Below are 23,831 nucleotides of genomic sequence, written 5' to 3'. Positions count from 1 at the left end.
CGGCATTCCAAATCGATCATCTAGATCTATCACCATAGTTCTCCCTAGAGCGTAAGAAGCGCAGGCATTGACCATGACCTGCCCCCACAGCGCCCCATAGTTTGCCAAACTCCAGGCAACAAAAAAGTTCGCGGTGTATGAAGCCAAATAGTTGTAGAAACATCAACTTACGTCAACCTACGATATTGCGCGAAAGTTAGGCGTTGTACCTCAGCTGTACCGAGGAGCGCTCCTTCGCATTCAGGCTTCAGCAGGACAGGCAGATGCCGCCAGTCGTCTCAGAACGGAATGGTGTCCTCGTCGTCCTCAGCACCTTCAGTCGGAGCAGGCGCGGGCGGTGGCGGTTGTTCAAAAGAAGTCTGCTGCCAGTCGGCGGCAATAGCTTGCCAATCGACTGTCCTTTCGACTGGCTGTCCGTTTTCGCCGATCTTAAGACCTTCCCCAGACCAAACCGCCCAGAAGTCAGGATCGTTCGACCGTGGTTGCTGGTCAGCCGGCAGGTTGTTCATCTGCACAAGAACTGGAAGTTCGGACGCCCAGCCCAGCAAGATGGCGTAGCGCGACGGCAGGGATGGCAGATCGCGTAGAAGGCCACGCAGGTTGTCGGGTACTAGCTTGTGCACCAACTCCTGGTCACGGTCATTGCTGATGCGATGAAGCAGGTAGCTGTTGCACTGCGAGAGCACGGTAGGCGAAAGCTCGCTTGGCCGTTGTGATGACAAGACCAGTCCCAGCCCGAACTTGCGACCTTCGCGGGCGATCTTCTCGAAGACCTGGCAGCAGATAGCGGCGGAGTTCTGATTCTCCGCATCATCTGCGTAGCGACGAATGAAGGTATGCGCCTCCTCCATCACCAATACGGTCGGCAGAGTCTTGCCGTTGTTGAGCTTGCGGTAGCGCTGCAAGGCTTCCAACGTCATGCGGGCAATGACGGCGGTGATGATATGGACGACTTCCGCTGGCACCAGTGAAAGGTCGATCACCGTGACTGAACCGTTGGAAGCTTGGTCGTCGCCGATAGTCTTGCTCAGCCAATCATTGAGATTGACTCCGTTGGCACTTGAAATAGTCGATCGCATCCGCGCATCGGACAAAATGGTGCGAATTCGAGAAACGAGAAAATCAACGTATTGACTGGAGCTTTCTTGCTCCGCAAGAATTTCCAAGTGATCTGGAAGCTGAGTGCCGTCAAATGGGATCGGAACATCTTCATAAGGGCCATCCTGGAAAGTGATACCTCCGACGGTATCAACCGAACCCTCAAGCGCCGTTACAATTGCTTGAACGCTGGCCTCATTGAATGCTCGATAGTATTCAATTGTCTTTCCGTCCTTGACGAAGCTGTTATGAGCAACAGTCAGCGCACCGTTGATTGCTGCAATTACCTCACCAAGCTTGTGTTGGTCGTCAGTGGAAACCTTGGCCTGAAGGTCAGCGGCTATTGCCTTCAGGCGAAAGCCGAATTTTGTTTCATCGGTTTGAATTTCTCCTGATCGAATATCCCTGCGGATGGATATCAGCCGTGATGACAGATATCGACGCAAGGCTAGTTCTTCTTCCTCCGGTGACGAAGCCGATAGTGCTCGACCAGCTTTAACATCACGCAATGCCTTTCTCAGCAATGGTCGCTGCGTTTTACCGCTGGCTTGGGTGAACGAACTCCACTCCGAGCTGTTCCAGAACCACAGCGGAACCTGAAGCTGTTCAATCCCTTCGGAGGCTTCAACAGCGAAAATGCGGACTTTGCTCATGTCCTTGAATGTATTTGCGTACTCTCCGTTGGGATCGAGCACGATGAAACGAGCATTTGGGTCGCCCCCTTTTCGGGCTTTGCGGGCAGCATCCATCGACCAGCGAATCAATCCCGCAACCGAGCACGACTTCCCACTGCCGGTGTTGCCCAAGACAGCCAAGTGGCGACCGAAGATGCGATCGGGATCAACCTTGACCTCGGCATTGGCTGCCAGGGGGCTTACGCCGATCTTGATGCGTCGGTTCTCACCCGACTCGACAATGGCGCGCAGCTGCTCCTGGGTGGGCAGGATGATGGGGTCGCCCACCGAGGGGTACGCTTCCACGCCGCGGCGAAATTCGTATTTGCCTTCTGAGTAGAACAGGCAGCCCAAGGGATTGAGGCTCATCTTCCGCAACGGGTACGGTAAGTCCACCAAGCCGAAGTCCTGCATCCCCTTGCGTTTCGGGTATTGAGAACGCTCGATGGTGATCCACTCCACCTGGGCTACAAGGTAGCCCTGGTCGCTAGGAGCCAGCACATAGCCATTGACGCGCGGAAACGGGCGTGGAACTCCGGTATTCAATGACACCCCGTCGGGAGCCTCAATGTCCAGCAGAACCTTGATGCCGTCGGGTGAGACGTAATCAATGGTGCCGATGCGCAGCGAGTCGGCGTAAGCCAACGGAGACATGGTCATATCGGCTCGTCTCCGTCACTAGAGGAAGCCTTGCCAGATGGTTTGGAAGACTGCTGAGTCTTCCAGCGTTGATTCAGAAGTTCGCCCATGCGGAACGTCGTCTTGTCGATGGCAGCCTTGGGCATGTAGTGCTCGGTCAAGGCGGTCAGGTCGGCCAAGGCGGGGCCGATCAAAAGACTGATCTGAGAAGGCCTACCCATCTCCTTGTAGGTCTGCATAATTCGACCCAGCGGGTCGTTGTAGGCGATCACCACCAAATGCGTGGACGGAATAGTGAGCATGTCCCGAATGACGCGGTTGATATGCTCATCGCCGAAGCTGTAACCATAGGCCACCAGTGTGCTGTTGGGTCGGCAAACTGCCGCCGCGAAGTCACGGAACAGTTCAACGTAGGGGTAGTCGGCGGTTTCCCTGTCCTTGGCTGCATTGGGATAGATCATCAACGTGTGGGCTGTTGCCCCATCAATGCCGGGAGCTTTCAGGAATGGATCAAAGTCATTCGCACCGAAGGGCAGGCCAATACGCCGAATGTCCTTATCAACCTGTACCCAGTCCACGGAGCCGTGAAGCTTGGTGAAGCGAGCTACGCCCTCGAGATAACGAGGCTCGCCCCGGATGCCAGGCGGGTTGTAGTGCATGTCAAGATCAAGACGCGACGAGCGGAAGATCGGCATCAAGGTGCCGAGGAAACGATCCAGAAGGTGCAAGCCAGCAAGTTCTGCACCAGCCTCGATCAGGCGGTCGTAGTTGGTGGTGAAAATGTTCAGGCGGTCACGGATGCCAGTTCGGCTGGCAAAGCTCATCAGAAAGGTGACAAGCGTATTGAAAGCATCCTCGCGCTTGGTGTCATTGGCGGAGACAATTCTTTTCTCGCTGGCCAAAATGGATTTTGCAAACTCGCTCATGCCTTCCGCAATCTCATTGCGAAGTTCACCTTCACTGCCGTCACCCAAAATTTCCAGCCCTCGCAGAAGCTCGTTGGCAACACGCAACTGGTCTTCCAGATTGTTTGCCTTTCGTCCTGCGGCTTCAGCCGAAACTTTCGCTGAAGCACTGATTTTGTCTTTGTGATTGCTAAGGTTGAGGGCGTCCATGCCAGCCGCAAGATTCCCGGTGGCCAACTGATGAACTGCATGGGTCAAGCCGGAGCCCGCAAGCAGGGACAAATGCTCGGACTGAAACAGCGAAGTTAGCCAAGGCTCAATGCGGGTTCGCAGATCCTTCTGGTTGAACTCTTTGGAGTCGCCGTCCGCCCAGGAGGCATCGTCTCCATCAACAACTCTGAATCCCCCCTCTTCGGTGGAATTGAAAGAAATCGGGCTCCGGTCGTCTCGAACTTTGATTACGTTCTGTCCCGCACTCTTGGTGACTTTATCGTCAGCATTCAAGCTATCGCTGCTCGCGTTCATTGGCGATTCCCCTTACACCACCGTTTTTTTCATCAGCAAATATCTACTGACGCCCCTAATAAATCCCCACGTTCAATAGTCCACCGCTAACGCCCCGCCAAAGAGACTCGTGGCATCTTTTGCAATAGAAATAGCCTCGCGTACTTCTTCGCTAGTCAAATCCAAGGCTCTCAGCTTGCCCTTCACTTCGGCGACGGATTCGATTCGTCGATAGGCTTTAGCGTGCGTTTCTGTGTAAGCAGCCAATCCCTGCAACTTGGGCAGCGCATCGGCCAAGTGCAGGCCATGGGGGTCAACAAGGTCAACCACGACTTTTCCATCCTGCTCGGCGAAGAAGATGAAGTCCGGGCGTACGATCTTGTATTGGTCGCCGTCGATATAGGCGACTCCCAGCGACGACTGCCCAGGCTGCCCAGGATTTCGGTACCAGAAGACGAAGCCTTTGCGCTTAATCTCAGTCTCTACAACCGTTCGCTCCCAACCTTTCAATTCCGCAGGATAGGTGCCGTCCTTGTCGCAAAGCAGGTGGCTCTTCCAGGTCGGTAGAACAGTCTCCTTGTCGTTCTCACGCGACTTGGTCGGCTCGAACTTGGCTTCCGGCTTGACCAGGCCTACGTCCTGCGGCTCGGTGCTCATCTCGATGATCTGCCGGTAGGACTCCTTGCGGTCATCGATGAGCGCCTTGATCTGCGACCCGTACTGCACCAGCCATGCTTTCGCCAGCTTGTCAGCAGTGGCATCGAAATAGGCCTGCACTTCCATCAATAGGCCCAGACCCGCGACGGTTACGCGCGCTTCGGTAATGGCTTCCAGAAATTCTTCCGCATCCTCTTCCGGGTTGGCTACCTTGTAGGCCAGGTGATCGACATAGGTGCGGGAAATGTCCGGACTGAAGATGCGCGCCGCACGCCGGTAGGCGTCGTCGATCACCGCCGTATCGGCATCCTCCCAGAATTCATCGAGACTCTTGGCATTGCCCTTCAAATCGGCTACCACAGTCTTGCCGTCCACGGTCATTACCGCCTTGCGTTTTGCTTCAATCTTCTCCTTTTGGCTTTCCTGGAATTCGTCCAGTGCCTTGTGCATGTGCGCATGGGCAAGCTTGCCTGCACCGGGAAGAATGTCATCGGAAGCCAACTCGTGCGCCAGAGCAGTCAAGCGCTTCGCAGGCTTGGCGCCGCGCTGCGGTCGGGTCTGTGACGGCAAGGCCTCAAATGCTTCCCACACGGCAGCCGAAGCCGCAGGGCTGGGGTTCACCTCGACGTAATCGATGAGGATGCGCCCAAGCGGCGGTGCCGAATCATCGCCGCTCATCAGCGCATCGACTACTTGTTCCACCGTCTTGCGGTCGAACTTCGGCAGCAAGCAGTCCACCGCGTTCAGTCGATCGTTGCCGGGAATGCGGCGCGCCAATGGCGAACGCACCATGCGGCCTAGCAATTGGGTGATGTGGGTGCGGTCGTTGGCGGGACGGAAGGACACCATCACCTCGGCGCGGGGGCAGTCCCGGCCGGTGCTGATGGCATCCTTCGCGATCAATACGCGTACCCAAGCCGATTCCTGGACACGCTGCGGTTCGATGTAGGGAACGTCGCGGTTGCCGAACCGCTGCGTGGTGTGTTCACCGAAGACGTGAGCCACACAGGCCGCAGGTAACTCCGGGTAGCGCTCGAAAATGGTGTCCAGGGCGCGGCCGATTTCGGCCGGATCAGGTGTGTTGGGAACCTGCAACACCATCAGCGGGACGACCACATGCGCTTCTTCCTGCTGCTTGGCATATTCGGCCCAGGCCATGCTCGATTCCTTCAGCTTGCCGGTGGCGCGCCGCACCAGCACCGTATCGAAGTCGCCGGTTTCGTCGGGAATGTCGAGCAGGATGGTGTCCTTGATGAGACCAGACTCCTGCACCTGGGTCGAATCCACCACCACGTTCGGCAGTTTGATGTGCCTGCCTGCGAACTCAATGGCCTTGTTGAAGCGCTCCACCGTGGCCGAAATGCCCCAGACCACCGGGATGCCCGGCACACCACCGGAACCGTTTATGAGCCGCTGGACAATGGTGTTCTTCGCGTTCTGATTGGCAGTGGTTGGCGTGCCCATGCCGCGGTGCGCTTCGTCCAGCACCAGGTACAAAGTCAAGTCCGAGTCTTCGATGGTGTTCTGGATCGTGTCCCACATCGTGTACGACCGCAGGTCAGGGCGAGTTTCCGGCAACAATTCACCGGCCTTGGCCTCCAATTCTTCCTGGTCGTGGCCACGTACCAGCAGACTGTTCTTGCCCAGCTTCTGGGTATTGAGGAAGTAGATTTTCCCGGCCTCGAACTTGGGCCGATTGAAGTTGTTTTCCACTACCACCAGATCGGTGTGGTTGATGCGATCGCTGGCTTCCATCAGGCGGAAGCGGGTCTGTTCGTTCAATGAGGGGTCGTCGCTGAACCAGATCACCACTGCACTTGGATCAGCATCGAAGTCGAATTCGTCGTCGCCGTGGAATAGCGCCTCGAACGCGGCGGCGGCCATGACAGTCTTGCCCGCGCCGGTCACGGCGGTCAGGGAGAATGCGCTCTTGTCGGCCTCGGCATGCCACAGCCGGCGTGCCTTCCTGAGATTGGCCAGGGCATCGCGGACGGCATCGCGCTGGTAGTCCTTGAGGGTGAACTTCATCCGTTATTCCCCGTTGGCAAAGCTGAAGTTGGTCAGGTAGGACTCGTACAGGCGCACGGGTTCCACGCCTTCCGGCAGGCGCTTGGCTATGGCCTGGAAGCGTCTGTCGTCGTCGGTGACGATGTACGCGATGCGCAGTCCATCGACTTTCTTCACGGCCTTGACGAAGGGGGTGGCCATGTCCACCTCGGTCAGCAGGCCATAGGCATCTGCTACTGCCCATCCATCGGTGGGCAGCTTATCGATGCGTTTGCCACACGCGCCGGCTCGCAGCCACAGCAGCGGCGCGATGCGGGCGCAGGCCAGGTTGTGGCTGACCGAGACTGGGGTTTCGTAGGTCAGGGTGAAGAACTCGGCGTTTTCCTCGAAACCTTCGGCCATCGGAAATTCATCAGTGAATTTGTAGTCGCCCTTGATGGGCTGACCATCCGGAGCCTTGCCGGTGATGGCAGCTTCGACACGTGGCTTGGTGATGTGGTCGCATATGCCCATTTGCTCCCACTCGGCATCTCCGGGTCGTAAACCTTTACTCCGTAATTCGTCTTGCTCGGTTGCAGCCACTTCGTTGTTGGTGACGGAGATGCATTGGCGACGGCCAGCATCTCGTCGATTCAAGCGCATAACTGCGTGGGCGGTGGTGCCCGAGCCTGAAAAGAAATCGAGGATGATGGCTTCTGGCTTATTCGCTACGAACAAGCGCAGAACATCCTCTACTGCATAAATACTTTTCGGAAAAGGAAACTTTCGGTCAGGCAGCAGGGCGCGAAGAGTTTTGGTTCCGTAATGCTCGGCATTGTGGGATCGCAGATTCCACTGTGTCGGGGGAGCTTTTGCTCCAAGTTCCTCGTAATAAGCAATTACCGACCCGTCCGCGCGATAGCCTTCGACAATCGCTCGTCCTTCTTCGATGTCTGCAATAGGGCCACTCTTTAGGTATTGAATAATGTACGGCTGCGGCTTTCCAAATTGCTGCTTGCCGGATCGTGCGAACCCCTTCTTCCACCTATCGATAAACGTGGGAACCGTAACGCTCCAATTCATTTCAGTGCCGTCCTCTCGCACTGGGAACACAGCCACGCATCCCGGGCGCTTCGCTACGGTGTGTCGATCTTGCTCATGTGGTATCGGATCTCCAACCGCTTCAATCAGTCCCGTCGCTTCGTTTACGTACACTGGATAGAACTGCGCAGGGCGTGTTCTCCGCACCGACTGCAGGTCGCGCCTTCGTGCCGTTTGCCAGTCCAGTCCGATTTTTTTGGGAGCATCCTCCTCGCTATCCTCGGAATCCCTTTCAGCAGCGTCTATTGGCTTACTGCCGAGAAGCGGAGACGCACTAGGCGTTACGTCCTGAGCGCCGAATCGTGCAATGAATATGTATTCGTCTACGCGCTTGAAGCCCTCGCTGACACCGACACCTTTAGGATTGATTTGCGTCGAAATCATTCTGATCCTGGCTTCAGGAAGTACCTGCTCCATCAGCAATCCGAGCCGCAGGTACTCTTTTTCGTCGATGGTGGCGATCAGCACCGAGTCATCTGGATTTAATAATTCCTTTGCCGCCATAAGGCGGCGCTCCATCATCGCCAGCCATTTGCTGTGCCGATAAAGGTCGTCCTTCTCGACGTAGTCGTTGTTGTATTTCCAGTCCTTCGCTCCCGTGTTGTACGGCGGGTCGATGTAAATGGCATCCACCATGCCGCGGTGCGTGTAGGTCAATGCCTTCAGCACGTGGTAGTTCTCACCGTTGATGACCGTGTGGAACGGCTTGTCGCCGCCACGCTGCACCTTGCCGGTACTGACCAGGCCCGGATAAATCGTGTCGCGGAACTCGGCCACCACCACCAGGTCATCCAGTGCCACCGACTGGGTTTCGGCTTTGACCGCGCCCGGCAATTCCAGGTCGGCGACCTGCTTCGCCTTATGGATGGCCTTTACCTGCCAAAGCCGCTGGTCGCCCCTCTTGGTGGAACCACGTTCCGGCAGTACGCGCACCTTGTCGCCCTTGCGGATGGGGCGCTGCGGTAGTTCAACTGCTTCGGGGCTATGACGCTCGAAATTCAGGCCAAACGACAACCGCGCTGACAGCACCTTGAACTCCCGGTCTAAATCCGCCCCCAACTTCGGGTCTTTGGACTTGGCCTGAGCAATCAAGTCGGTTAGTCGTGACACAGCGCCCCCTGTAACGTGTTCATGCATTCCCCAACGGCAAATACAACGTATGCGAATTCGCCGTGGCTTTGCGGAAGCCATAGGCGCGATAGAAACGGGCCGCTTTCTCGTGCAGCGTGTCCACCAGCAACACGCGCACGCCAAGCTGCTCGCGCAGCCCCAGGCTACGGGCCACGGCATGCGCCAGCAGGTAATCACCATGCCCCTTGCCCTGCTCACTGGCCGAGACGGCAAGTCGCCCCATGCGAATGGCCGGCACCGGGTAGGTGGGCAGGCGCTTTCGATCCACCTCCTGCAAGTCGGTCAGCAGAAGCTGGGCAGCGGACAGGCTGTAGTAGCCGAGGATGCGGGTCGGATCGGCGTCATCCACCAGGACATGCGTGGTGCTGATGCCGTCGCGATGGTGTTGGGCGGCCTGCTGGCGCAGGTAGGCATCCAGCGTCGGCTCACCACACTTGAATCCGTCGCGGTTGTGCCGCTTGGGCTTGAGTTGCTCGACAACCAGCACGAATCAGACCTGCCCGGCGCGGGCGAGGGCCTTCTTCAGCTTGGCATTGGGCTGGAAGGGGGCATCCAGCGCTTTGAGGAAGCGCCGGGATTCTTCAGCCGAGAGGGTGACGGTCAGTTCGGCAGCCATGACGCTTTCGGCTTCGCGCAGTACCGCATCGCGCACGAATGCGGATAGCGGCGCGCCCCGCAGGTCGGCGGCACGGGTAATGCGTGCCTTGTCCTTGGCGTTCAGGCGGATTTCGAGACGAGCGGCGGCAGTGGTCATGGCGGTTCTCCTTGTACGGAATAATACCGTACAAAGGCCGCAAGTCAATCGTCAGTCCAGGACTTCACTGGCTGGCGTGGCCCTGAAGCGAGGGCATGGGCCAGCGACAGGCCCTTGGCGGAAGGGGCGGAGAGCCCGGCTACAGCGGGCAAACCGAGGCGACTTACATCACTGCCACTGGAATGTCGGTGGCGCTTCCGATGAAGCCGGTATGCGCCGGTACTTGGCCACGACCAGGCTGACAGCAGCATCGTCCGTCATATCCAGCTCTTCTCGCTCCGAAACCAATCCGGTCTGCCGGCGGCGTATCTCGGCCAGCCGGTCTGCGCTGGCTTCGGCCTTGGCTTCTTCATCGGCCATTGCCGCCGAGCAGTCGGCGATGTGTGAGTTGATCAGTTCGCGGGCCACTTCGTAGGCCAGTACCTGGTCATAGGTGTAGGTCATCTCATCCCCCACGTCGGCAGCCGCCCCACTTATCGAACAGAGTTCTGCTGTTCAAACGAATGGGGCTAGCTTCGAGTATCACGGTCCGCCGCTACGAGGGCGGCGGACCGGTTCTATATCCCTGCGTCGCTCATCAAGCTAGCAACAGTGGTTCCCAACCCTTCGGCCACGCGCCGCATCGTCTGCAATGTGATGTTCCGCTCGCCTCGCTCAATGGAGCTGAAGTAGGCCCGGTGCATCCCGATGGCATCCGCAAAGGTGTCCTGGCTGTGGCCCGAGGCCAGCCGACGTTTGCGCACCGCGCCCCCATACTTTCGCTGAAGCGATATCTCATCCATGAGCACACGCTATGGATGTGATACTTCTACAGCTACGCCTTCATATGTAGTCTACATATATATATCAGATCGGCCAACGACAATGGCTTGGCTCCTCATCGACACCGAATCCGACCTCCTGGTCGAAATCCCAGCCTCAGCGCTCGCGCCGGAGACGGTCAGGGCGCAATGGGAGCGCTTGGGCAATGACGAGGCCAGAGAGGCTTTCGGGCAGAAGCTTGGCGCCCTCCTCGAATCCTCACTGATCGATTGCCTGGATAGCGATCTGAAGCCCCCCACCGCAGCGCAAACGGCTTACGCGATTGCGATAACCAAGAGACTCGGCGTACCTGCATCGGCCGAAGTGTTCCGATTTCGCTATGTGATGACTGATTTTCTGAAAGAACATGCGCCCGTGTTCAAAGCTCTGGCCACCAGCGCATCAAAAAACAGAGCGCGGAAAAGCGGGGCAGGGTAGGCCGGCTACTTTGGCCTGCGCGGTGGAAGCGACTCCACCGTCGCTTCCGGCAGCGCGCCCAACTGCGCCAGCTGATCTCTTGAGCCGCGGTACGACTCATAGAACTGCGCCCACTTGCTGAAGCCGCCCAGTTCGCCGACCGTGCGGATCATCGCGACGTGGGATGCCGTTAGCAGGGCGACCTGCGATTCGAGCTCGGCGATGCGCACGTCGCGATCTGCCAGTGCGCTGGCCGCGGCGACACCGGAGAGCTTGCCCGGCCTGCCACGCCAACGACGGAACTCGGCTTGCCGCTCCTGATACTGCGCAAGCATGTGGCTGCGTTCGGCGCTCCGGGTGATCGACGACGCCGCATTGATTCGCGGATGCAATCGTGCAACTGCCCGCGCGGTGATGTCCTCGTCGCGCGAGAGCAGGTCGTCCAGCACTCGGCGCATTTCCGGATCGGAATCGGATGTGGGTTGTTCCAAGCTGTCGTTATCCATCCATGACTCCCGTGCGGCGAGGAAGAGAGAGGTCGGGACCATCGGGAAATGGCTTTTCGCCCTGTTTGGTCGCTAAGAGCGTACGCACGCCGTCAAGCCGGACCTTGGCATGCTGAATCTGGTTTGTGCGGCCGATGCTCTTTGATGGCTTGGCCTCCGCGGTCTCGACAGCTGCGGCCAACTTGAGTTCGAGGGTGCGCAGATGGCCACGATTCTCGGGCAAATTGGTCGCCGAAAGATGGCGGCAGCCGGAAAAGCACTCCAGATGTTTCGGGCACGGATCGACAGTGAAGCTGTTCAAGCAATGCCCGTAGGGAGTCGCGTGAAAGCCGTCGGCTTCGACCTTCAGGAACTCGAACGCTGCGGTGTCGCCCTCGCTGCTCTGGATCCGCTTGAACGCATCCACGATCGGACCGCTGGCTTTGCCGGATTGGATCATCTTCGCGACAGTGCTGGCTTTCTCGCCGAGCGCCATTTCCACGTCGGCAGGCAGTTCGAGTTGATCCAGCTCTTCCGCCAGGCTGCGATGATCGTATTCGTAGCTTTGGGCCACGCTGCGGCGATTGAAGCGTTTGGAGATGATGGTATCGGCCACGCCGAGGCGGAAAAGCTCGGTGTTCTGGAGGTGGCGCAGGGTGTGGGAAGTGAGCACCAACGCTTTGTCGCCGTCAGACTGCCCATATCGTTTGAACAGCGTATCGCAGGACTTCTGCTCGCCAAGGGAAAGATTGACCAAGCCCGTATCGGGCCGGCCAACGGAGACGTATCGGGTGACATCGCAGACCCCGTTGTTTCGCTCCTCAGCCAGGGATCGTTTCGGATGCAGAAAAAGGAACTCCCAAGAAGCAAAGCTGCGATCGGCCAGACTGAAAAGCTCGGTGTCCGGCAACTTTGAAGCGGTCGCGGCACGAAGGTAATTTTCAAGATCTCCGATTTTCACGAAGACCTTGCTCATGTCATGCTTGCCCCTGAGCGAGATGGCCGTGCCATCAGCGTTTCTTAGTGCCAATGCGCCACCATCCTTCCCGTCAAATTCGGCCATCCGACGAAAGTACATACGAGCGGTCGCACTCATTTCGCCTTGAGAACGAACGCTCCTCTGATCCTGCATCTTCTGGAGCTCGTCGAAGCACTCGGTCGAGTAGTTTTGCCGGCACTTCTGTATCCAAGACCGCTTTTGCTCCTCGCTCATGTCTAGCCAGAAAGCGTTTCCAGTGAGGCGAGTGTAAATTTGCGTGACCGGGACCAGCTCACTGAGCGCAAAGTCTGGCAAAACGCGCCCTGTTTCAGTCTGCTTCCTCAGCGTGTTTCGTAGCGGGTTGGTGATTGCCGCAGCACGGGTCAGGGTCTCGCTCACAATCTCCTCGAACATCTGGGGAACGTAGTGAGTCTTGCCGATGAGCACCTTGCTGTCGGCGTTCTTTGCCTGCTGCTTTTCGGCGAAGTGCCGGATCATGAGCGATTGGGAATACCCACCTAGCTCCCCTGCAGGCCGCTGCTTCGAGTCGTAGTAGTGCCGGTCCGTCCGCCACTCAGCGGGAAGGAGCGTGGCCTCTCCAATTCGGAAGCCCGTCAAGATCATGATGCGAATGGCTGCAAAGCGCAGTTCGTCCATGAAGGTCAGGGGCTGCTCGGTCATGACGATCCGGACCAGCTCCCAGAACGCGCGACGTTCGGGTAGGCGCTCAGCGCGTTTGCGATCTTCCAGGTTGTGCCGAATCTCCGCGTGAGAATTGAGAAATTTGGACCGTCGAGTGGCTCTAGGCTGGAGGCGTGCGGCGGCGAGGGCAGGGTAGAGCGGTCCCACATCGGCCAAGTGGTTGGTATCAAACAACACCTTGGTCAGCCCCGCGATCAAATCGCCAAGCTTGCCCGATGCCTGGATGCTGTTGCCGGTACGAACCGCGAGAGCCATCTCATCAACAGTGACACTCCATGGCTCGGTGTCTGCCGCACACGTAGCGATCACGCGCAAGGGACGTGCCACATTGTTGGCGATGTGACCGAACGAGTTGCGGCGAACAAACAGCTGTTCCATGACGGCAGCTTTGATGATGTCTTGCCATGCGGGCGACAAAGTGCGACCAGACAGAACCGGCAGCCCGTTGGAAGAGCGGGCTGCGTTGAGCGCATCAAGTGCCGAACGTTCCGAACTGAAGTGGCGCAAGCGATGCTTGGGAACGACGCCTCCTGCTAGCGCAGTGAGGTCCCAGTCATGCCCTTTGATCGCCGTGCCGCTCTGGTCCAGGGGAATTTCCCAGGCAACTCCATGCGTTGCGGCCAGCTCTTTTCCGAGCTGGATGAAAGCTGAGAAGTGGGGATTCAAGACGGCGAGCCTTCGAGCTCAACCACCACCGCCTGAACTTCGGCGATCGTCCGTTCAAGCTGTAGATAGGCGGGCGAAACCGCGTCGCCACGAGATGAGTCATGGAAGAACCGCGCCACACCCCGAAAGTCGGCTAGAACTTTCGAGTGCATCTGAACGTCGTGAATCGGCATGAACTTCCTGCAGCCATAGCAGGACAAGATCGGGTTGTAGGGACACGCAGCCTGCCCGGAGGTGCATCCACCGATCCCCGCGATCGGCACACCATGTGGCGCTCCGCCGATCTGCTGGGATTCCTTCAATTACGCGAGTTCTTCGGGGCCAATAAACCGATCGTGGCCAATGCGAGCCACGCGCTGATAGATCTCAGAGATCCCCAGTGCTTTGTTCACCCGCTCAGCCTGGTTGGCCGATGTTTCGTGGTACACAAGCGCAGTAGTCATATCCGAGTGCCCAAGGAACTCGGCCAGTTCCTCTTGGCTTGCGCCGGCGTCAACGAGGCGTTGAGCGGCTGTGTGCCGCAGATTGACGGCAGTCGCGCCGAGCTCGAGCAGATCGCGAAGTAGGGAGCTGATGCGACGACTTGCTTCATTAGCGGATGTGGCGCCGAACACCCTAGCGCCCGCATCATCGCCATCAGCCTGAAAGCGTCGATCGATCTCGACGAAGAGTGGGGTCCACTCGCGTTTCACTCGCCTAAGCAGCGGCTTGGCGGCACTGGAACTCCGCTGCTTTGCCATGCGGAATGTGATGTGGACGGACGCGAGCATGTCGACGCCTCCTCGACGAACTTTTACGTCACAAAACGTGAGCATTGCAATCTGAACCGGTCGCATTGCGAACTGGTACGCACAAAGCAACATCGCTGCGTCTTGCACATCTTCGAGAGCCAGCAACGACTTTTTGGCCTGGAGCGCCGCTTCATCCAAAAACCGAACTACTGCAGCTTCATCGTCCACCGAAATAAAGGCTTCACCGGACCGAACGACGGCGTATTTGTCTTTAAAGGGGAGGGGCAGGGCAGATATTACGTCGTGATAGGAATCTGACCAGCCATTGATGCGATGTTGGCAGAGCAGTTTGAGGATCGATTTGGCGCAGGAGTAGGCGTCTGTAGGCAAGGTTTTCGCGAAGAACGCGGTCCAAACGGATGAAATGCCTGTGGGTCCAGCACCCAAAAGTCCAGCAATATCTTCTTGTCCAAAGTGCTTTCCGCCGAGCGTGTACTGTGCGGCGGTCCTCGGCGCGAAGTCCTCTCCAATGATGCGCAGAAATACGTGTTTTAGCAGGATTCCAAAGGCCTCTTGAACCAGATCGAAATCGATGTTGATAACGCTTCCATTCGCATGGACTGCAAAGCGATTGGCTGCTGCAGGACATCGAATCGAGCGAAGCGTGTCATCGAAATCGTCGTAGTACCTAATCACCGACGGCAATGGTGGAAGTTGCGCGACGACTTCGTGCAACACTGACGTGTCGAGCCATGGACGATGATCACGCTGTAGATCCATTTGTCTTTCCAAGGGCGAAACTCAGGAAGGAATTGCTCTCAGAATCTCTACTCGATCGTCAAATGCGTTGTTCCACACCGACGACAGACGGTCTTCGAACACCGCTCGCGCATAGCGAACGGGCATTTGTGATTCTCTCGACCAGCCGAAGAAGGCCCGGAGCTTCTGCAGTGCTTCATCCATTGAGTCCCCATGGTGAAGCAGCTGATTCAGTCGCACTACGGCACACGTATGACGAAGGTCGTGGGGTGTGACCGATTGTTTCCCGCTTCGGTCCTTCAACTCTCGGAGAATGGAGGGTGGCAGGCCGGCGGAGATTTTCAGGAACATCTTCGTCAAGGATTCAGTGGACAGCGGACTGTCCTGCTGTGTGTTCAGCAGGAAGGCGTGACCTGGCCTACCTCGATAGTTTTCAACATAGGTTTGCATTAACCCCGCGACCGCTTCGCTCACCGGCAATTGGCGGACAGAGTTCGCCGACTTGATGCTGGGTCTGGAATACCGCGGGTCATCGCCGTCATCGGAATACGGGCTCTCTTGCACGTTCATCCAGCAGCGAGACCTCTGCTGCCTTTCATCAAAACCGTCCTTGATCACGTCCGCGGTAAGCAACAGGAGCTCGCCGCGTCGAAGCCCTTGATGGAGCATCAACAGGAAGGAAATAAAGGCGAGCCATCGCGTGTGCTGTCGTGCAAAGGGATTGGTAGCCGAAGTCGGATCCAGCATTTCGTAGAGCGCCTTGATCACGCTCGCCGGCAATGAACGGACCTGGCTCGGTTGGCGGCTCCTGCGGACGTGGAGCTGCCCATACAAGTGGGATAGCCGATGCAGACGAGCTTCAATCTGCCGGAGACGGTCGGTTGGCAACGTTGACTTGGACAACCAGGTGACCACCGACCCGACAAATGCTAAGCCAGCGCGCCAACGTGATTCGTCCGCCGGACCAACGGAAGGTTGATTGCGGATCGATATGAACCAGGACTCCAGGATCTCGGCGAGCACGACATCGTTCAGGTTGCCCAAGGCGTCATCCAGCGCGTGGGCGCCGAACTGACGGTCCGCATGACCGTACAAACTCTCGATGTACCGAAGCTTCTTTACCTGGCTAGATGCGGCGAGGTCATGGTTGGACATTAACGCCCAGACGCTAGCCCAGTAACGAGGCAGCCTGTGAACATCGTCAACAAGTAAGGCGCCACGTAATGAGGCTGGAACCAGAGGATCCGTAAGCACATTGAGCAAAGGCTGTTTCCTGTTGAGGAAGCAACACTATAGGTACCATCGAACATAGGTTCTGTTGCGGACAGAAGGCTCCAATCGAGGGCTTCCACGCAACACCGGGAGAAGTACTAGATTTTCGCATAATGTACAGATCGCCGGAACTGAATGCGGGCGCATCGAGTGTCGCTGCCTTCGCTTCCAGCGAGAGGGCAGAGGCCAGCACCAGCAGCGATGCGGTCGCCGCCAGCTTCCGCCACACCGCCTTCTCCTCGCGACTGATTGCCCGCGCCTCGCCGACGACTCCCAGTACCCGAGCAAGTGGTACGGCGCTTAGGCCGGCAATCGTGGCGCACACGACTGGATCGGGTAGCCGAACTCCTTTGCGGTAGCCCGACAGCGCTTGCTTTGACACTCCGAGCCGTTGCGCAAGTTCGGTATCAGTACGCACCCCGCATACTTCTTTGCACTTGTCAAGTAGAGAATTAATGTCCATCCGGTACGCACCCTGTTGACTTCTAGTCCTCACCCAGCGTACAACGCCAGCAGTACGCAGACTGCGTACCGCCCGAACCCGGTGCCCTAGCCGGGGGAGGGCGTTCTAGGGCGCTAGGGCAGGGGACAGGGGACATGCAGAAGATCATCGAAGCCGCCGCCGATGCGGCCTTTGACCGGTACGAGGAGGCCAGCGCACGCGCTGCCCGGTACCTAACCGGTGCGCAGCCGGAACTGTTCGACACCGCATCCGCAGAAGCCGCTGAGTGGCACGGCATCTGGCAGGCCTGCGAGCGGGCGGTGCGGTCGTGAATCCCGAGTTCGGCATCTTCCTGTGCGTGGTCTGGTTTCTCGTCTACATCGCCCGGGCCTGCGAAGCGCATGAGCGTGTGATGCGCGTTCTTGAGGGGCAGCCGGGTCGCGAAATCATCGCGCTTGGCGCCGTGAGTGTTCCGGCGTTGCTCTCGGAGCGGATCGGTACGGAGGCGCGCGAGGCGGCGTCCACGATTCCAGTGGCGGTGTGGCATGGGTGATTCCTGTAACTCCGTCAGCTGCGTTCTCGGCGTTCTGACCATCGCGTATCCCGTCGCTGCGCTTGCGGTGTTCACTTCGTTGGGCTTCGCGGGCGGCTGGCTCGCCTGTCGTCGCTGGGTGCGCCGGCATGGCTGACGGTTCCCGCGTCGAGGTTTCGCCGGAGACGCGCGAGCGCGCGTTCTGGACGGGGTGTGCTGGTGGCGTAAGACACCACTTTTCCGGTGCGGAGGAAGGAAAAGAGTCGTGGGAGCCGGCAATTGGCCCGAGGAGTAACACGGGCCAAAAGGGTGGGGCAGGGGCGTTGATTGACTACTGCACCGCCGTTTTGCCTGAAAGCTCTATTGAAGAACACGGCGTGACTTGGCTCCCGAACCTGATTGGGCAGCTGTTCGGTACGAACGGCGCGATTGTCGTGGGCTCGATCCGGAACAAGGGCTGGCAGCACTACACGCAAACCGCCGTCTTGCTGGATCGCGAGGGCGAGATGGTCGGTAAGGTCGGCATGGGCGGCAATGGCGGCACGATCTGTATATCGCTCTCGGGTGCCGGCTGCCGGTGGGTCACGCGCTGGGACAACGTTGCCAAAGCCATTGAGCGCTGGCGTGGCCGGTTGTCCCGCGTCGATGTGGCGTTCGATGACTACGACGGCGAGCGCTTGGACGTGCATGCAATGCGTCAGCGCGCAGCCAATGGCGACTTCGCCAGTGGTGGGCGCCCGCCGATGCATCGCTTCCTGTCCGATGAAGGCCATGACACCGGCTGCACGCTCTATGTGGGCAGCAAGGGGCACAAGGAACTGTGCGTTTACGAGAAGGGGAAACAGCTAGGGATGAAGTCGTCGCCATGGGTGCGCGCTGAGGTGCGCATGTACGGCAAGCATGCTGAATTGCCGCTCGATGTGCTGACACGTCCCCTCGATTACCTGCGCGGCGCCTATAGCGTGCTGCAGGAAATCATCACCGGCTTTTGCACCCGTATCCGCACCACGCGCAAGGCCGTCGAAGCGACCGGCACTGCCATGGTCGAGTGGATGCATCGGCAAGTCGGCCCCGCAATCAATCTTCTTCGCGAAGCGTTCGGCGCTAGTTGGTCCGACTTCGCAGAGGTCCACATCGCCCGTACTGGTCACCCGGGCAGATTCCGTGGAGTAGCCAAAGGTGACCGCCTTGCCCAACTCATGAGGGAAGAGCTATGCCCAATGTCATTGTGAAAACCGCCCAGGTCGATGAAACGATCAACCAGAAAAGCGGCGCCATCATCCGTAGCCAAACCGCAGGCCTCGACCTCGGCAACGGTTTCCATCTGCCGTTCCGCGTCGGTCTCGGTAAGCGTCCCGCGTATCCGGCCGGCAACTACGACATCGATCCGAAGTCGTTCGCGTTGAACGGCTATGGCGATCTGACGCTCGGTCGCTACGTCGATCTGGTGTCGGTCGACCACAAGCCCGCCCCGGCCGGGAAGTAACAGCCATGCCGCGCGTCTACCAGTGCATCGAGTGGAACGACACCACGCAGCAGTGCGACGTAGCGGCGTGGATCGAACAGGCGTCGATCCTCGACGTTCTGCCCACGGTGGAACAGGCGAACACCGTGGGGGGTGCCTTCTTCGCCTCAATCGTCGCAATCGCAGCACTGTCGCTGCTCATCCCTAGGAGTCAAGACCATGAATGAAAACAACACCGCCGCCGTCGCCGTGAAGTCCAGCGCCAGCGGTCCCGCCGCCCTTGGTGGCTTGCTGGCCCTCTCGTTGGTGCCCGGCTTCGCTTTCGCGCAGTTCGACCCGGCGCCGATCCTCGCCGACTTCGCGACCTATACCGCCATCGGCGTGACCATCATCGGCGGCTTCATCGCCGGTCGCTGGGCACTGCGTGCCATGGGTCTGCTGGGCGGTCGCTGATCGTCCGGGCGATTCGTGCCCATCCGGGCCGGCTTCGGCCGGCCCATTTTATTCGTGGAGGTGATGCCGTGGAAGGTTTAGTGATGCTCGCTTGGTGGTGGTGCGTATCGAACGTCGCCGCGACGGTAATGCTGAAATGATGCGCTGGCTCGCGCGGTACGCGGTGCGCCGCGCGGTCGGGCGCGTGATTTGGATCGTCGTCGGCCTTGTGGTGTTCGGCGTGCTGTCGTTTTTCGGCATCGGCAACGCGCATGCGCAGAGCCATTGCGGTGCGCCACATCTCAGTGCAGCAGCGCAAGCCGCTGGAAGTTCGTTGATCTATGGGAACGAGGGTGAAGCATTTAGCGCATGTAATGGGATCGCGCGTGATGTAGCTCATGGCGATAGCGGTGGTGATTGGATGCGGCATGCGACGTTCGATAGTTGTGAAGTTGATGTGGTTGCAAAGAAGGTAACGGCAACGTTTAACGATACTTTTTTAAAGAATCCGGGCTCAACGCCAGCATGCAGTGAGAACAACCCTATAAGCGGTTCTGTAAGCGTCACGGGATGGAGCTATTCAAGTAGCTGCGCGGATCGTTTGCCGCTTGAGGGTCATTTCTACGGTGCAACCGGTGCGTACGCGCTGTGCGAGAGTGGGTGCGTTTTTCAGGGCGAGCCTTTGGGTCGCTGCCTGACAATCGTAGTCGATGCCGAGGAATCTAGGTATTGCGACAGTTGGGTTCCCTCTGGTTTGACATGTACGCCGGGCGCAGGTGGTTTTCCGTCTACGCCGCCGGGTCAGACGCCGCCCGATGGTGATAGCGATGGCAGCAGTGACGGCAACGATTCGTCGCCGAACAATCCGGGGCAGGGCGGCGGCGGTATGGAAGGTGGGTCTGACGAAGACGGCAATTGCGGTGGGGAAGGGCAACCGGAGTGCGGTAATCCCGGTTCCGGTTCCGGTAATGGCAACACTAGTGGCGGCGGTGGCGACTGTGGCACGCCGCCTTCAAGCACTGGCGATCCGATCCTCGCTCAGATTGCGTTTCAAGCTTGGAAGACGCGTTGCGCGGTGGAAGCGCGGGGCGACGGCGACGACGATGACGACGGCGATGACGGGCGCGCAGAGCGCACCGCCGATGGTCAGGCGTTGGAAGGCGACATTAACGCCATGGAAGCCGAATTTGGAACAAACATCTTCGACGACAGCGCACCGAGCGAGGCCATCAATCCGAATTGGCTGTCGTTTGGCGGCGGCTTGTGTCCGGATCTGTCCGTTTCGCTCCCGTGGGGCGGCGCTTGGGCCCCTCCGGCTGCGTTCTGCTCGTGGATTTCATGGCTTGGGGTGTTCTTTCAATTGATTGCGATGGTGTGGGCGCTCCGCATCATCGCGGAGGGCTAAACGATGCCGCTTCCCGCATATCTGGCTGTTGGTGGACTGGCCTACATCCTGAAACGCGTTCTGCTGTGGGTGCTGCTCGCTAAGGGTGCCGCCATCGTGGCGCGCATCCTCGGCGTTCTGGGCCTCGCGTTCTTCACCAATGAGCTTGTCATCCAACCTGTGATGAACATGATTCAGAACACTGCCGGCGGCATTCCCGCAGAGCTTCGGGTGTGGCTCTCCGCGCTCGCGATCGACAAGGTCATCAGCATCGTCTGTACGGCGTACCTTGTCCTTGCTGGCAAGCGCGTGTTGCTGGGCAGGGCGGGTGCATGAGTACGCCCATCGGCCAAACTGCATCGATTACGCTGCTGACCGCATTGCCGGGGTCGGGCAAAACGCTGCGCATTGTCCAGTTCATCAAGGAAGCGAACGACGCGGGGGAACGCGTTTTCGTGACCAATCTCAACGGCTTGAAGCTGCCACATATCCCGTTCGAAGATCCGCGCCAGTGGCAAGATATCCCGGCCGGGTCGGTGCTGGTCGTTGACGAAGCGCAGAAGTTCTTTCGCACGCGGCGTGGCGGCGATGCGCCGGATTACATCACCGCGATGGAGACGATACGACACGAGGGCGTGCGGCTGGTGCTGGCAACGCAACAGCCGGATTACCTTGATTCCCACCTGCGCGGACTGGTCGGTCTGCACGAGCATCTAGTGCGCGAGGATGGCAAGGAAGCCAGCACGATCTATCGCCACGTCGAGTTGATGGAGAACGTGCGCAGCAGCAAGGCGCGCAGCCGCTACGACCATGAGACATGGGCTTTTCCGAAGGAGCTTTATGCCCTGTACGACTCCGCCCAGGTGCATACCGTTAAGCGCGTGGTCAAGAGTCGGGTTAAGCGTGGAATCATCCTGGCCGCTGTGGCGTTAACGTTGTTCGTCGGCTCGCTTACTTGGGTCTCGGGTCTGTGGGGCGGATCATCGGACGCAAAAGCGGAGGCGACCCCGGCCCCTGCCGGGCCGGTGACGGCCGGGCAGGGGCCGGGGTTGTCCTCCGCAACGTCAAGTCAGTTGACCGCGCGGCAGGCGCACGAACCCGAAGCGTTGGATGAATACTTCGCGAGGCTGCGAGCGCGTACGCCTTCCATGCCTTGGACCGCGCCCATCTTTGATGATCGGCCAGTTGTATCGGAGCCACGCGTGTACTGCATGATCAGTGGGCACGGCTACGAGGAGGGCAGCGGTTGGAGCGATGGGGGATGCACCTGCCTGACGGAACAGGGCAGCCGGTACAACCTCGGTCTCAATGAATGCACGCGCTTGGCGCGCTATGGGATGCCCTACAACCCGTATCGGCAGGAAGTGCAAGCGCAGGAAGCGGCAGGCGTTGCAGAGCCATCGCCGGCACTGGCGCCGCCGCCAACCGTTGGGGGCGGCACTGTCGGCACCGCACCGCGGCCGCATCTTGATCCCGAGTTCGGAACCATGACCCGCCCGACGTTGGGAGATTGATCCGGCTACACTCCCGGCAAGGGGGTGTCCAATGCGTACCGATGGGGAATTTCCGTTCTGGTCGATGGTGCTGGCGGTGCTGCTGGCGCTGATTGCGCATGACCTGCTGCGGCTCGCGGTCGGCGCCATCGTGGCGCGCCAAGCGATGGAGGAAATTACCCGCCAGATCGATGTCATGTCGGACTCTGCGCCCGCTGTTCGCCAGCGGCCGGCGTCGGCTGAACTGCCCAGGTACCCCGGGCCGATCAGCGCCAAGGCGTCCGGCGCGGAGGTGGCTTGCATCAATGGCGTGCAGGTGCGTCGCGTTGCCAATGGTTGGGATCAAGGCAAGCGCGAGCGCTGTCAGGCGTATTCGCCATAGCCGGAGCTGCGGGCCCGCGCTGCGGGCCGTTGACGCCTTATCCGGCACGGTTCCCGAAGCGTTCGGCATGCCAGTCCGAGTTTCGCACCCGAAGCACCGTCACCACGTCCTGCCGAACCGCTTTTCTCTGCGCGTTCCGGGCGCGGGCGGCATCCCGGCGCTGCTCGAGCGCCTGGCGCCAGGCGAGCCCCTCGAGGCGCTTGGGACTGAAGCGCTCGCCATGCGGCGAAACGAGATCCCGACCGGCCAGCCGCCAGCCCTTCCACGGCCCGTAGAGCGGCGTTCGGTTGTGGATGATCCGGTCGTAGTGTTCGGCCGGGGTCTCGTCCTTACAGTGCCAGCACTCGACCATGGCGGCCTCCTTGCTGCAGCAGGCGGGCAATCGACCGTAGCAAGCGGGCGGTGAGCATCCGGGCCCCAGTCCGGATACTTCGCATAATGTACATTATGTAAAGTTCCAGACGGTAGGGTCTGGGAGCGTGAATGTCGGTGTCGCTAATTGTTGTCCTTTGCCGGAAGATCGCGCCCCTCCTTGATTCTAAAGGACATTCTTTTCGGTGAGGACATCATTTAGCGTCTCAGCGACTTGGCAAGTTGCTGTTCCATGGCCAAGGCGCGCGCCTGCTCGCGAGCTGCCTCACGCCTGGCCTCAATGGCGGCGGCATGGGCGATATGCAGCTCCTGACGCCAAGCCCGCCGAGCGGTCGCATGCTCGCGAACTGCCGCGGCGTGCTCGCGGCGGAACGCCTTGGTTTCCTCGCGCGCACGATCTACTTTCCACGGTGCGCACGTGTAGGGCCAGGCTATCGCGCTCGGCAGCGGCCGCGACTTCCTGCGCCTGTTCTGGAATACCGAACACGAGCAGTACGTCGTCCAAGCGCCACCTTTCGCGATGAACTGGAGTGTGGGACAGGTAGGCAAGATGACCGCTGGAAAATTCCCGCCCGAAGAACCCGTCGGCATCGTGGAGTCGGCCGACCACATGGTGATGCTGCGCAGCCTGTATCTGCAGCAACTGCGGGATCGTCTGGGAGGACAGGCGGTCATTGACACCACCACCGCCGCACAACGGAACGGACGGATATGGGACAGCCTATCGGCACGTGCCGGCGAGTAGAACTCCCTCCAATTCGGCGCGGAGATCGCCTATGGCCAACGTCTGCTTTGGGTGGAAGCTGCCCTTCCCTACCCCCGATAACCATCCCTAATCCCCTGCCCAATGAAGCCGGAAGGAGCCGCCATGCTCAGCATTACGCCTCCCCGCCTACGATGGAATACTTCAGCCGGGCTGCGCCAAGGTCTGCGCGTGGGGCGTGGTCGGTTGGAGCCAAAGGGAGGTCTTTACGTGAACACCAACGCCACGCACCCGCGCTTCGTCTACGTCCTCTCGGACGACCCAGTGGGAACCACTTGAGCAAGCAGACGGATGACCCTACGCTG

At 59.2% G+C, this 23,831-nt stretch carries 26 protein-coding genes; 12 read left to right on the top strand and 14 right to left on the bottom strand.

Going from position 1 to position 23,831, the window contains the following annotated elements; genetic code table 11:
* Window positions 1-278 precede the first annotated feature (278 nt).
* From AB5T46_RS05430 to AB5T46_RS05395, 8 genes are all read right to left on the bottom strand, one after another.
* Window positions 279-2,432, bottom strand: a complete 2,154-nt coding sequence (locus AB5T46_RS05430) for an ATP-binding protein (protein WP_370562838.1) — start codon at window positions 2,430-2,432, stop codon at window positions 279-281.
* Window positions 2,429-3,841, bottom strand: coding sequence for an SIR2 family protein (locus AB5T46_RS05425; protein ID WP_370562837.1), 1,413 nt, complete (start codon window positions 3,839-3,841; stop codon window positions 2,429-2,431). The genes AB5T46_RS05430 and AB5T46_RS05425 overlap by 4 nt, the downstream gene beginning before the upstream one ends.
* Window positions 3,842-3,913: 72 nt before the next feature.
* Window positions 3,914-6,505 carry a DEAD/DEAH box helicase gene (locus AB5T46_RS05420; RefSeq protein ID WP_370562836.1) on the bottom strand — a complete coding sequence of 864 codons (2,592 nt, stop codon included), beginning with the start codon at window positions 6,503-6,505 and terminating at the stop codon, window positions 3,914-3,916.
* A 3-nt stretch (window positions 6,506-6,508) separates the two neighbouring features.
* Window positions 6,509-8,656: a site-specific DNA-methyltransferase gene (locus AB5T46_RS05415; RefSeq protein ID WP_370562835.1), complete on the bottom strand. Its 2,148-nt coding sequence runs from the start codon at window positions 8,654-8,656 to the stop codon at window positions 6,509-6,511.
* Between the two features lie 37 nt (window positions 8,657-8,693).
* Window positions 8,694-9,182 (bottom strand): GNAT family N-acetyltransferase, encoded by a 489-nt coding sequence (locus AB5T46_RS05410; RefSeq protein ID WP_370562834.1) that lies wholly within the window; start codon window positions 9,180-9,182, stop codon window positions 8,694-8,696.
* 3 nt (window positions 9,183-9,185) lie between these two features.
* Complete coding sequence (locus tag AB5T46_RS05405) at window positions 9,186-9,449, bottom strand: type II toxin-antitoxin system TacA family antitoxin (protein ID WP_370562833.1); 264 nt, start codon at window positions 9,447-9,449, stop codon at window positions 9,186-9,188.
* 168 nt (window positions 9,450-9,617) lie between these two features.
* Window positions 9,618-9,893 carry a hypothetical protein gene (locus tag AB5T46_RS05400; RefSeq protein WP_370562832.1) on the bottom strand — a complete coding sequence of 92 codons (276 nt, stop codon included), beginning with the start codon at window positions 9,891-9,893 and terminating at the stop codon, window positions 9,618-9,620.
* Between the two features lie 113 nt (window positions 9,894-10,006).
* Complete coding sequence (locus tag AB5T46_RS05395; protein WP_370562831.1) at window positions 10,007-10,231, bottom strand: helix-turn-helix domain-containing protein; 225 nt, start codon at window positions 10,229-10,231, stop codon at window positions 10,007-10,009.
* Window positions 10,232-10,313: 82 nt separating this feature from the next.
* Here AB5T46_RS05395 and AB5T46_RS05390 point away from each other — a divergent pair, with 82 nt between their 5' ends.
* Window positions 10,314-10,688 (top strand): hypothetical protein, encoded by a 375-nt coding sequence (locus AB5T46_RS05390; protein WP_370562830.1) that lies wholly within the window; start codon window positions 10,314-10,316, stop codon window positions 10,686-10,688.
* A 5-nt stretch (window positions 10,689-10,693) separates the two neighbouring features.
* Here the strand turns inward: AB5T46_RS05390 and AB5T46_RS05385 are convergent, their stop codons facing one another.
* Genes AB5T46_RS05385 through AB5T46_RS05365 form a run of 5 tightly spaced genes read right to left on the bottom strand, consistent with a single transcriptional unit; the run spans window position 10,694 to window position 16,144 of the window.
* Window positions 10,694-11,125, bottom strand: coding sequence for a hypothetical protein (locus tag AB5T46_RS05385; protein ID WP_370562829.1), 432 nt, complete (start codon window positions 11,123-11,125; stop codon window positions 10,694-10,696).
* 40 nt (window positions 11,126-11,165) lie between these two features.
* The gene (locus AB5T46_RS05380) at window positions 11,166-13,499 is read right to left on the bottom strand and encodes a hypothetical protein (RefSeq protein WP_370562828.1); all 2,334 of its coding nucleotides are present in this window, start codon (window positions 13,497-13,499) and stop codon (window positions 11,166-11,168) included.
* Window positions 13,496-13,801 carry a hypothetical protein gene (locus AB5T46_RS05375; RefSeq protein WP_370562827.1) on the bottom strand — a complete coding sequence of 102 codons (306 nt, stop codon included), beginning with the start codon at window positions 13,799-13,801 and terminating at the stop codon, window positions 13,496-13,498. The genes AB5T46_RS05380 and AB5T46_RS05375 overlap by 4 nt, the downstream gene beginning before the upstream one ends.
* Window positions 13,802-15,010 carry a tyrosine-type recombinase/integrase gene (locus AB5T46_RS05370; protein WP_370562826.1) on the bottom strand — a complete coding sequence of 403 codons (1,209 nt, stop codon included), beginning with the start codon at window positions 15,008-15,010 and terminating at the stop codon, window positions 13,802-13,804.
* Window positions 15,011-15,031: 21 nt separating this feature from the next.
* A complete protein-coding gene (locus AB5T46_RS05365; RefSeq protein WP_370562825.1) occupies window positions 15,032-16,144 on the bottom strand; it encodes a tyrosine-type recombinase/integrase in 1,113 nt (370 codons plus the stop codon).
* A 714-nt stretch (window positions 16,145-16,858) separates the two neighbouring features.
* Here AB5T46_RS05365 and AB5T46_RS05360 point away from each other — a divergent pair.
* The 10 genes from AB5T46_RS05360 (at window position 16,859) to AB5T46_RS05315 (ending at window position 22,391) form a co-directional block, all read left to right on the top strand.
* A complete protein-coding gene (locus AB5T46_RS05360) occupies window positions 16,859-17,035 on the top strand; it encodes a hypothetical protein (RefSeq protein ID WP_370562824.1) in 177 nt (58 codons plus the stop codon).
* Window positions 17,032-17,256 carry a hypothetical protein gene (locus tag AB5T46_RS05355; protein WP_370562823.1) on the top strand — a complete coding sequence of 75 codons (225 nt, stop codon included), beginning with the start codon at window positions 17,032-17,034 and terminating at the stop codon, window positions 17,254-17,256. The genes AB5T46_RS05360 and AB5T46_RS05355 overlap by 4 nt, the downstream gene beginning before the upstream one ends.
* A 128-nt stretch (window positions 17,257-17,384) precedes the next feature.
* A complete protein-coding gene (locus AB5T46_RS05350) occupies window positions 17,385-18,467 on the top strand; it encodes a replication initiation factor domain-containing protein (RefSeq protein ID WP_370562822.1) in 1,083 nt (360 codons plus the stop codon).
* Window positions 18,449-18,721: a single-stranded DNA-binding protein gene (locus AB5T46_RS05345; RefSeq protein ID WP_370562821.1), complete on the top strand. Its 273-nt coding sequence runs from the start codon at window positions 18,449-18,451 to the stop codon at window positions 18,719-18,721. The genes AB5T46_RS05350 and AB5T46_RS05345 overlap by 19 nt, the downstream gene beginning before the upstream one ends.
* A 5-nt stretch (window positions 18,722-18,726) precedes the next feature.
* Window positions 18,727-18,927, top strand: a complete 201-nt coding sequence (locus AB5T46_RS05340) for a hypothetical protein (RefSeq protein ID WP_370562820.1) — start codon at window positions 18,727-18,729, stop codon at window positions 18,925-18,927.
* Window positions 18,920-19,153 carry a hypothetical protein gene (locus AB5T46_RS05335; protein ID WP_370562819.1) on the top strand — a complete coding sequence of 78 codons (234 nt, stop codon included), beginning with the start codon at window positions 18,920-18,922 and terminating at the stop codon, window positions 19,151-19,153. The genes AB5T46_RS05340 and AB5T46_RS05335 overlap by 8 nt, the downstream gene beginning before the upstream one ends.
* A 94-nt stretch (window positions 19,154-19,247) precedes the next feature.
* Complete coding sequence (locus AB5T46_RS05330) at window positions 19,248-20,537, top strand: hypothetical protein (protein WP_370562818.1); 1,290 nt, start codon at window positions 19,248-19,250, stop codon at window positions 20,535-20,537.
* A gap of 3 nt (window positions 20,538-20,540) precedes the next feature.
* Window positions 20,541-20,852 carry a hypothetical protein gene (locus AB5T46_RS05325; protein ID WP_370562817.1) on the top strand — a complete coding sequence of 104 codons (312 nt, stop codon included), beginning with the start codon at window positions 20,541-20,543 and terminating at the stop codon, window positions 20,850-20,852.
* Window positions 20,849-22,030 carry a zonular occludens toxin domain-containing protein gene (locus AB5T46_RS05320; protein WP_370562816.1) on the top strand — a complete coding sequence of 394 codons (1,182 nt, stop codon included), beginning with the start codon at window positions 20,849-20,851 and terminating at the stop codon, window positions 22,028-22,030. Before AB5T46_RS05325 ends, AB5T46_RS05320 begins: the two co-directional genes overlap by 4 nt.
* A 31-nt stretch (window positions 22,031-22,061) precedes the next feature.
* Entirely contained in the window at window positions 22,062-22,391 is a 330-nt protein-coding gene (locus AB5T46_RS05315) for a hypothetical protein (RefSeq protein ID WP_370562815.1), read from the top strand.
* 37 nt (window positions 22,392-22,428) lie between these two features.
* Here the strand turns inward: AB5T46_RS05315 and AB5T46_RS05310 are convergent, their stop codons facing one another.
* Complete coding sequence (locus AB5T46_RS05310; RefSeq protein WP_370562814.1) at window positions 22,429-22,743, bottom strand: DUF3653 domain-containing protein; 315 nt, start codon at window positions 22,741-22,743, stop codon at window positions 22,429-22,431.
* Between the two features lie 570 nt (window positions 22,744-23,313).
* On the opposite strand from AB5T46_RS05310, the gene AB5T46_RS05305 reads away from it, so the two are divergent.
* Window positions 23,314-23,508, top strand: a complete 195-nt coding sequence (locus tag AB5T46_RS05305) for a hypothetical protein (protein WP_370562813.1) — start codon at window positions 23,314-23,316, stop codon at window positions 23,506-23,508.
* The last annotated feature ends 323 nt before the right edge of the window (window positions 23,509-23,831 follow it).

The sequence above is a fragment of the Luteimonas salinilitoris genome (assembly GCF_041300785.1).
Taxonomy (GTDB): Bacteria; Pseudomonadota; Gammaproteobacteria; order Xanthomonadales; family Xanthomonadaceae; genus Luteimonas; species Luteimonas salinilitoris.
This window is presented reverse-complemented; position numbering and strand designations above follow the sequence as displayed.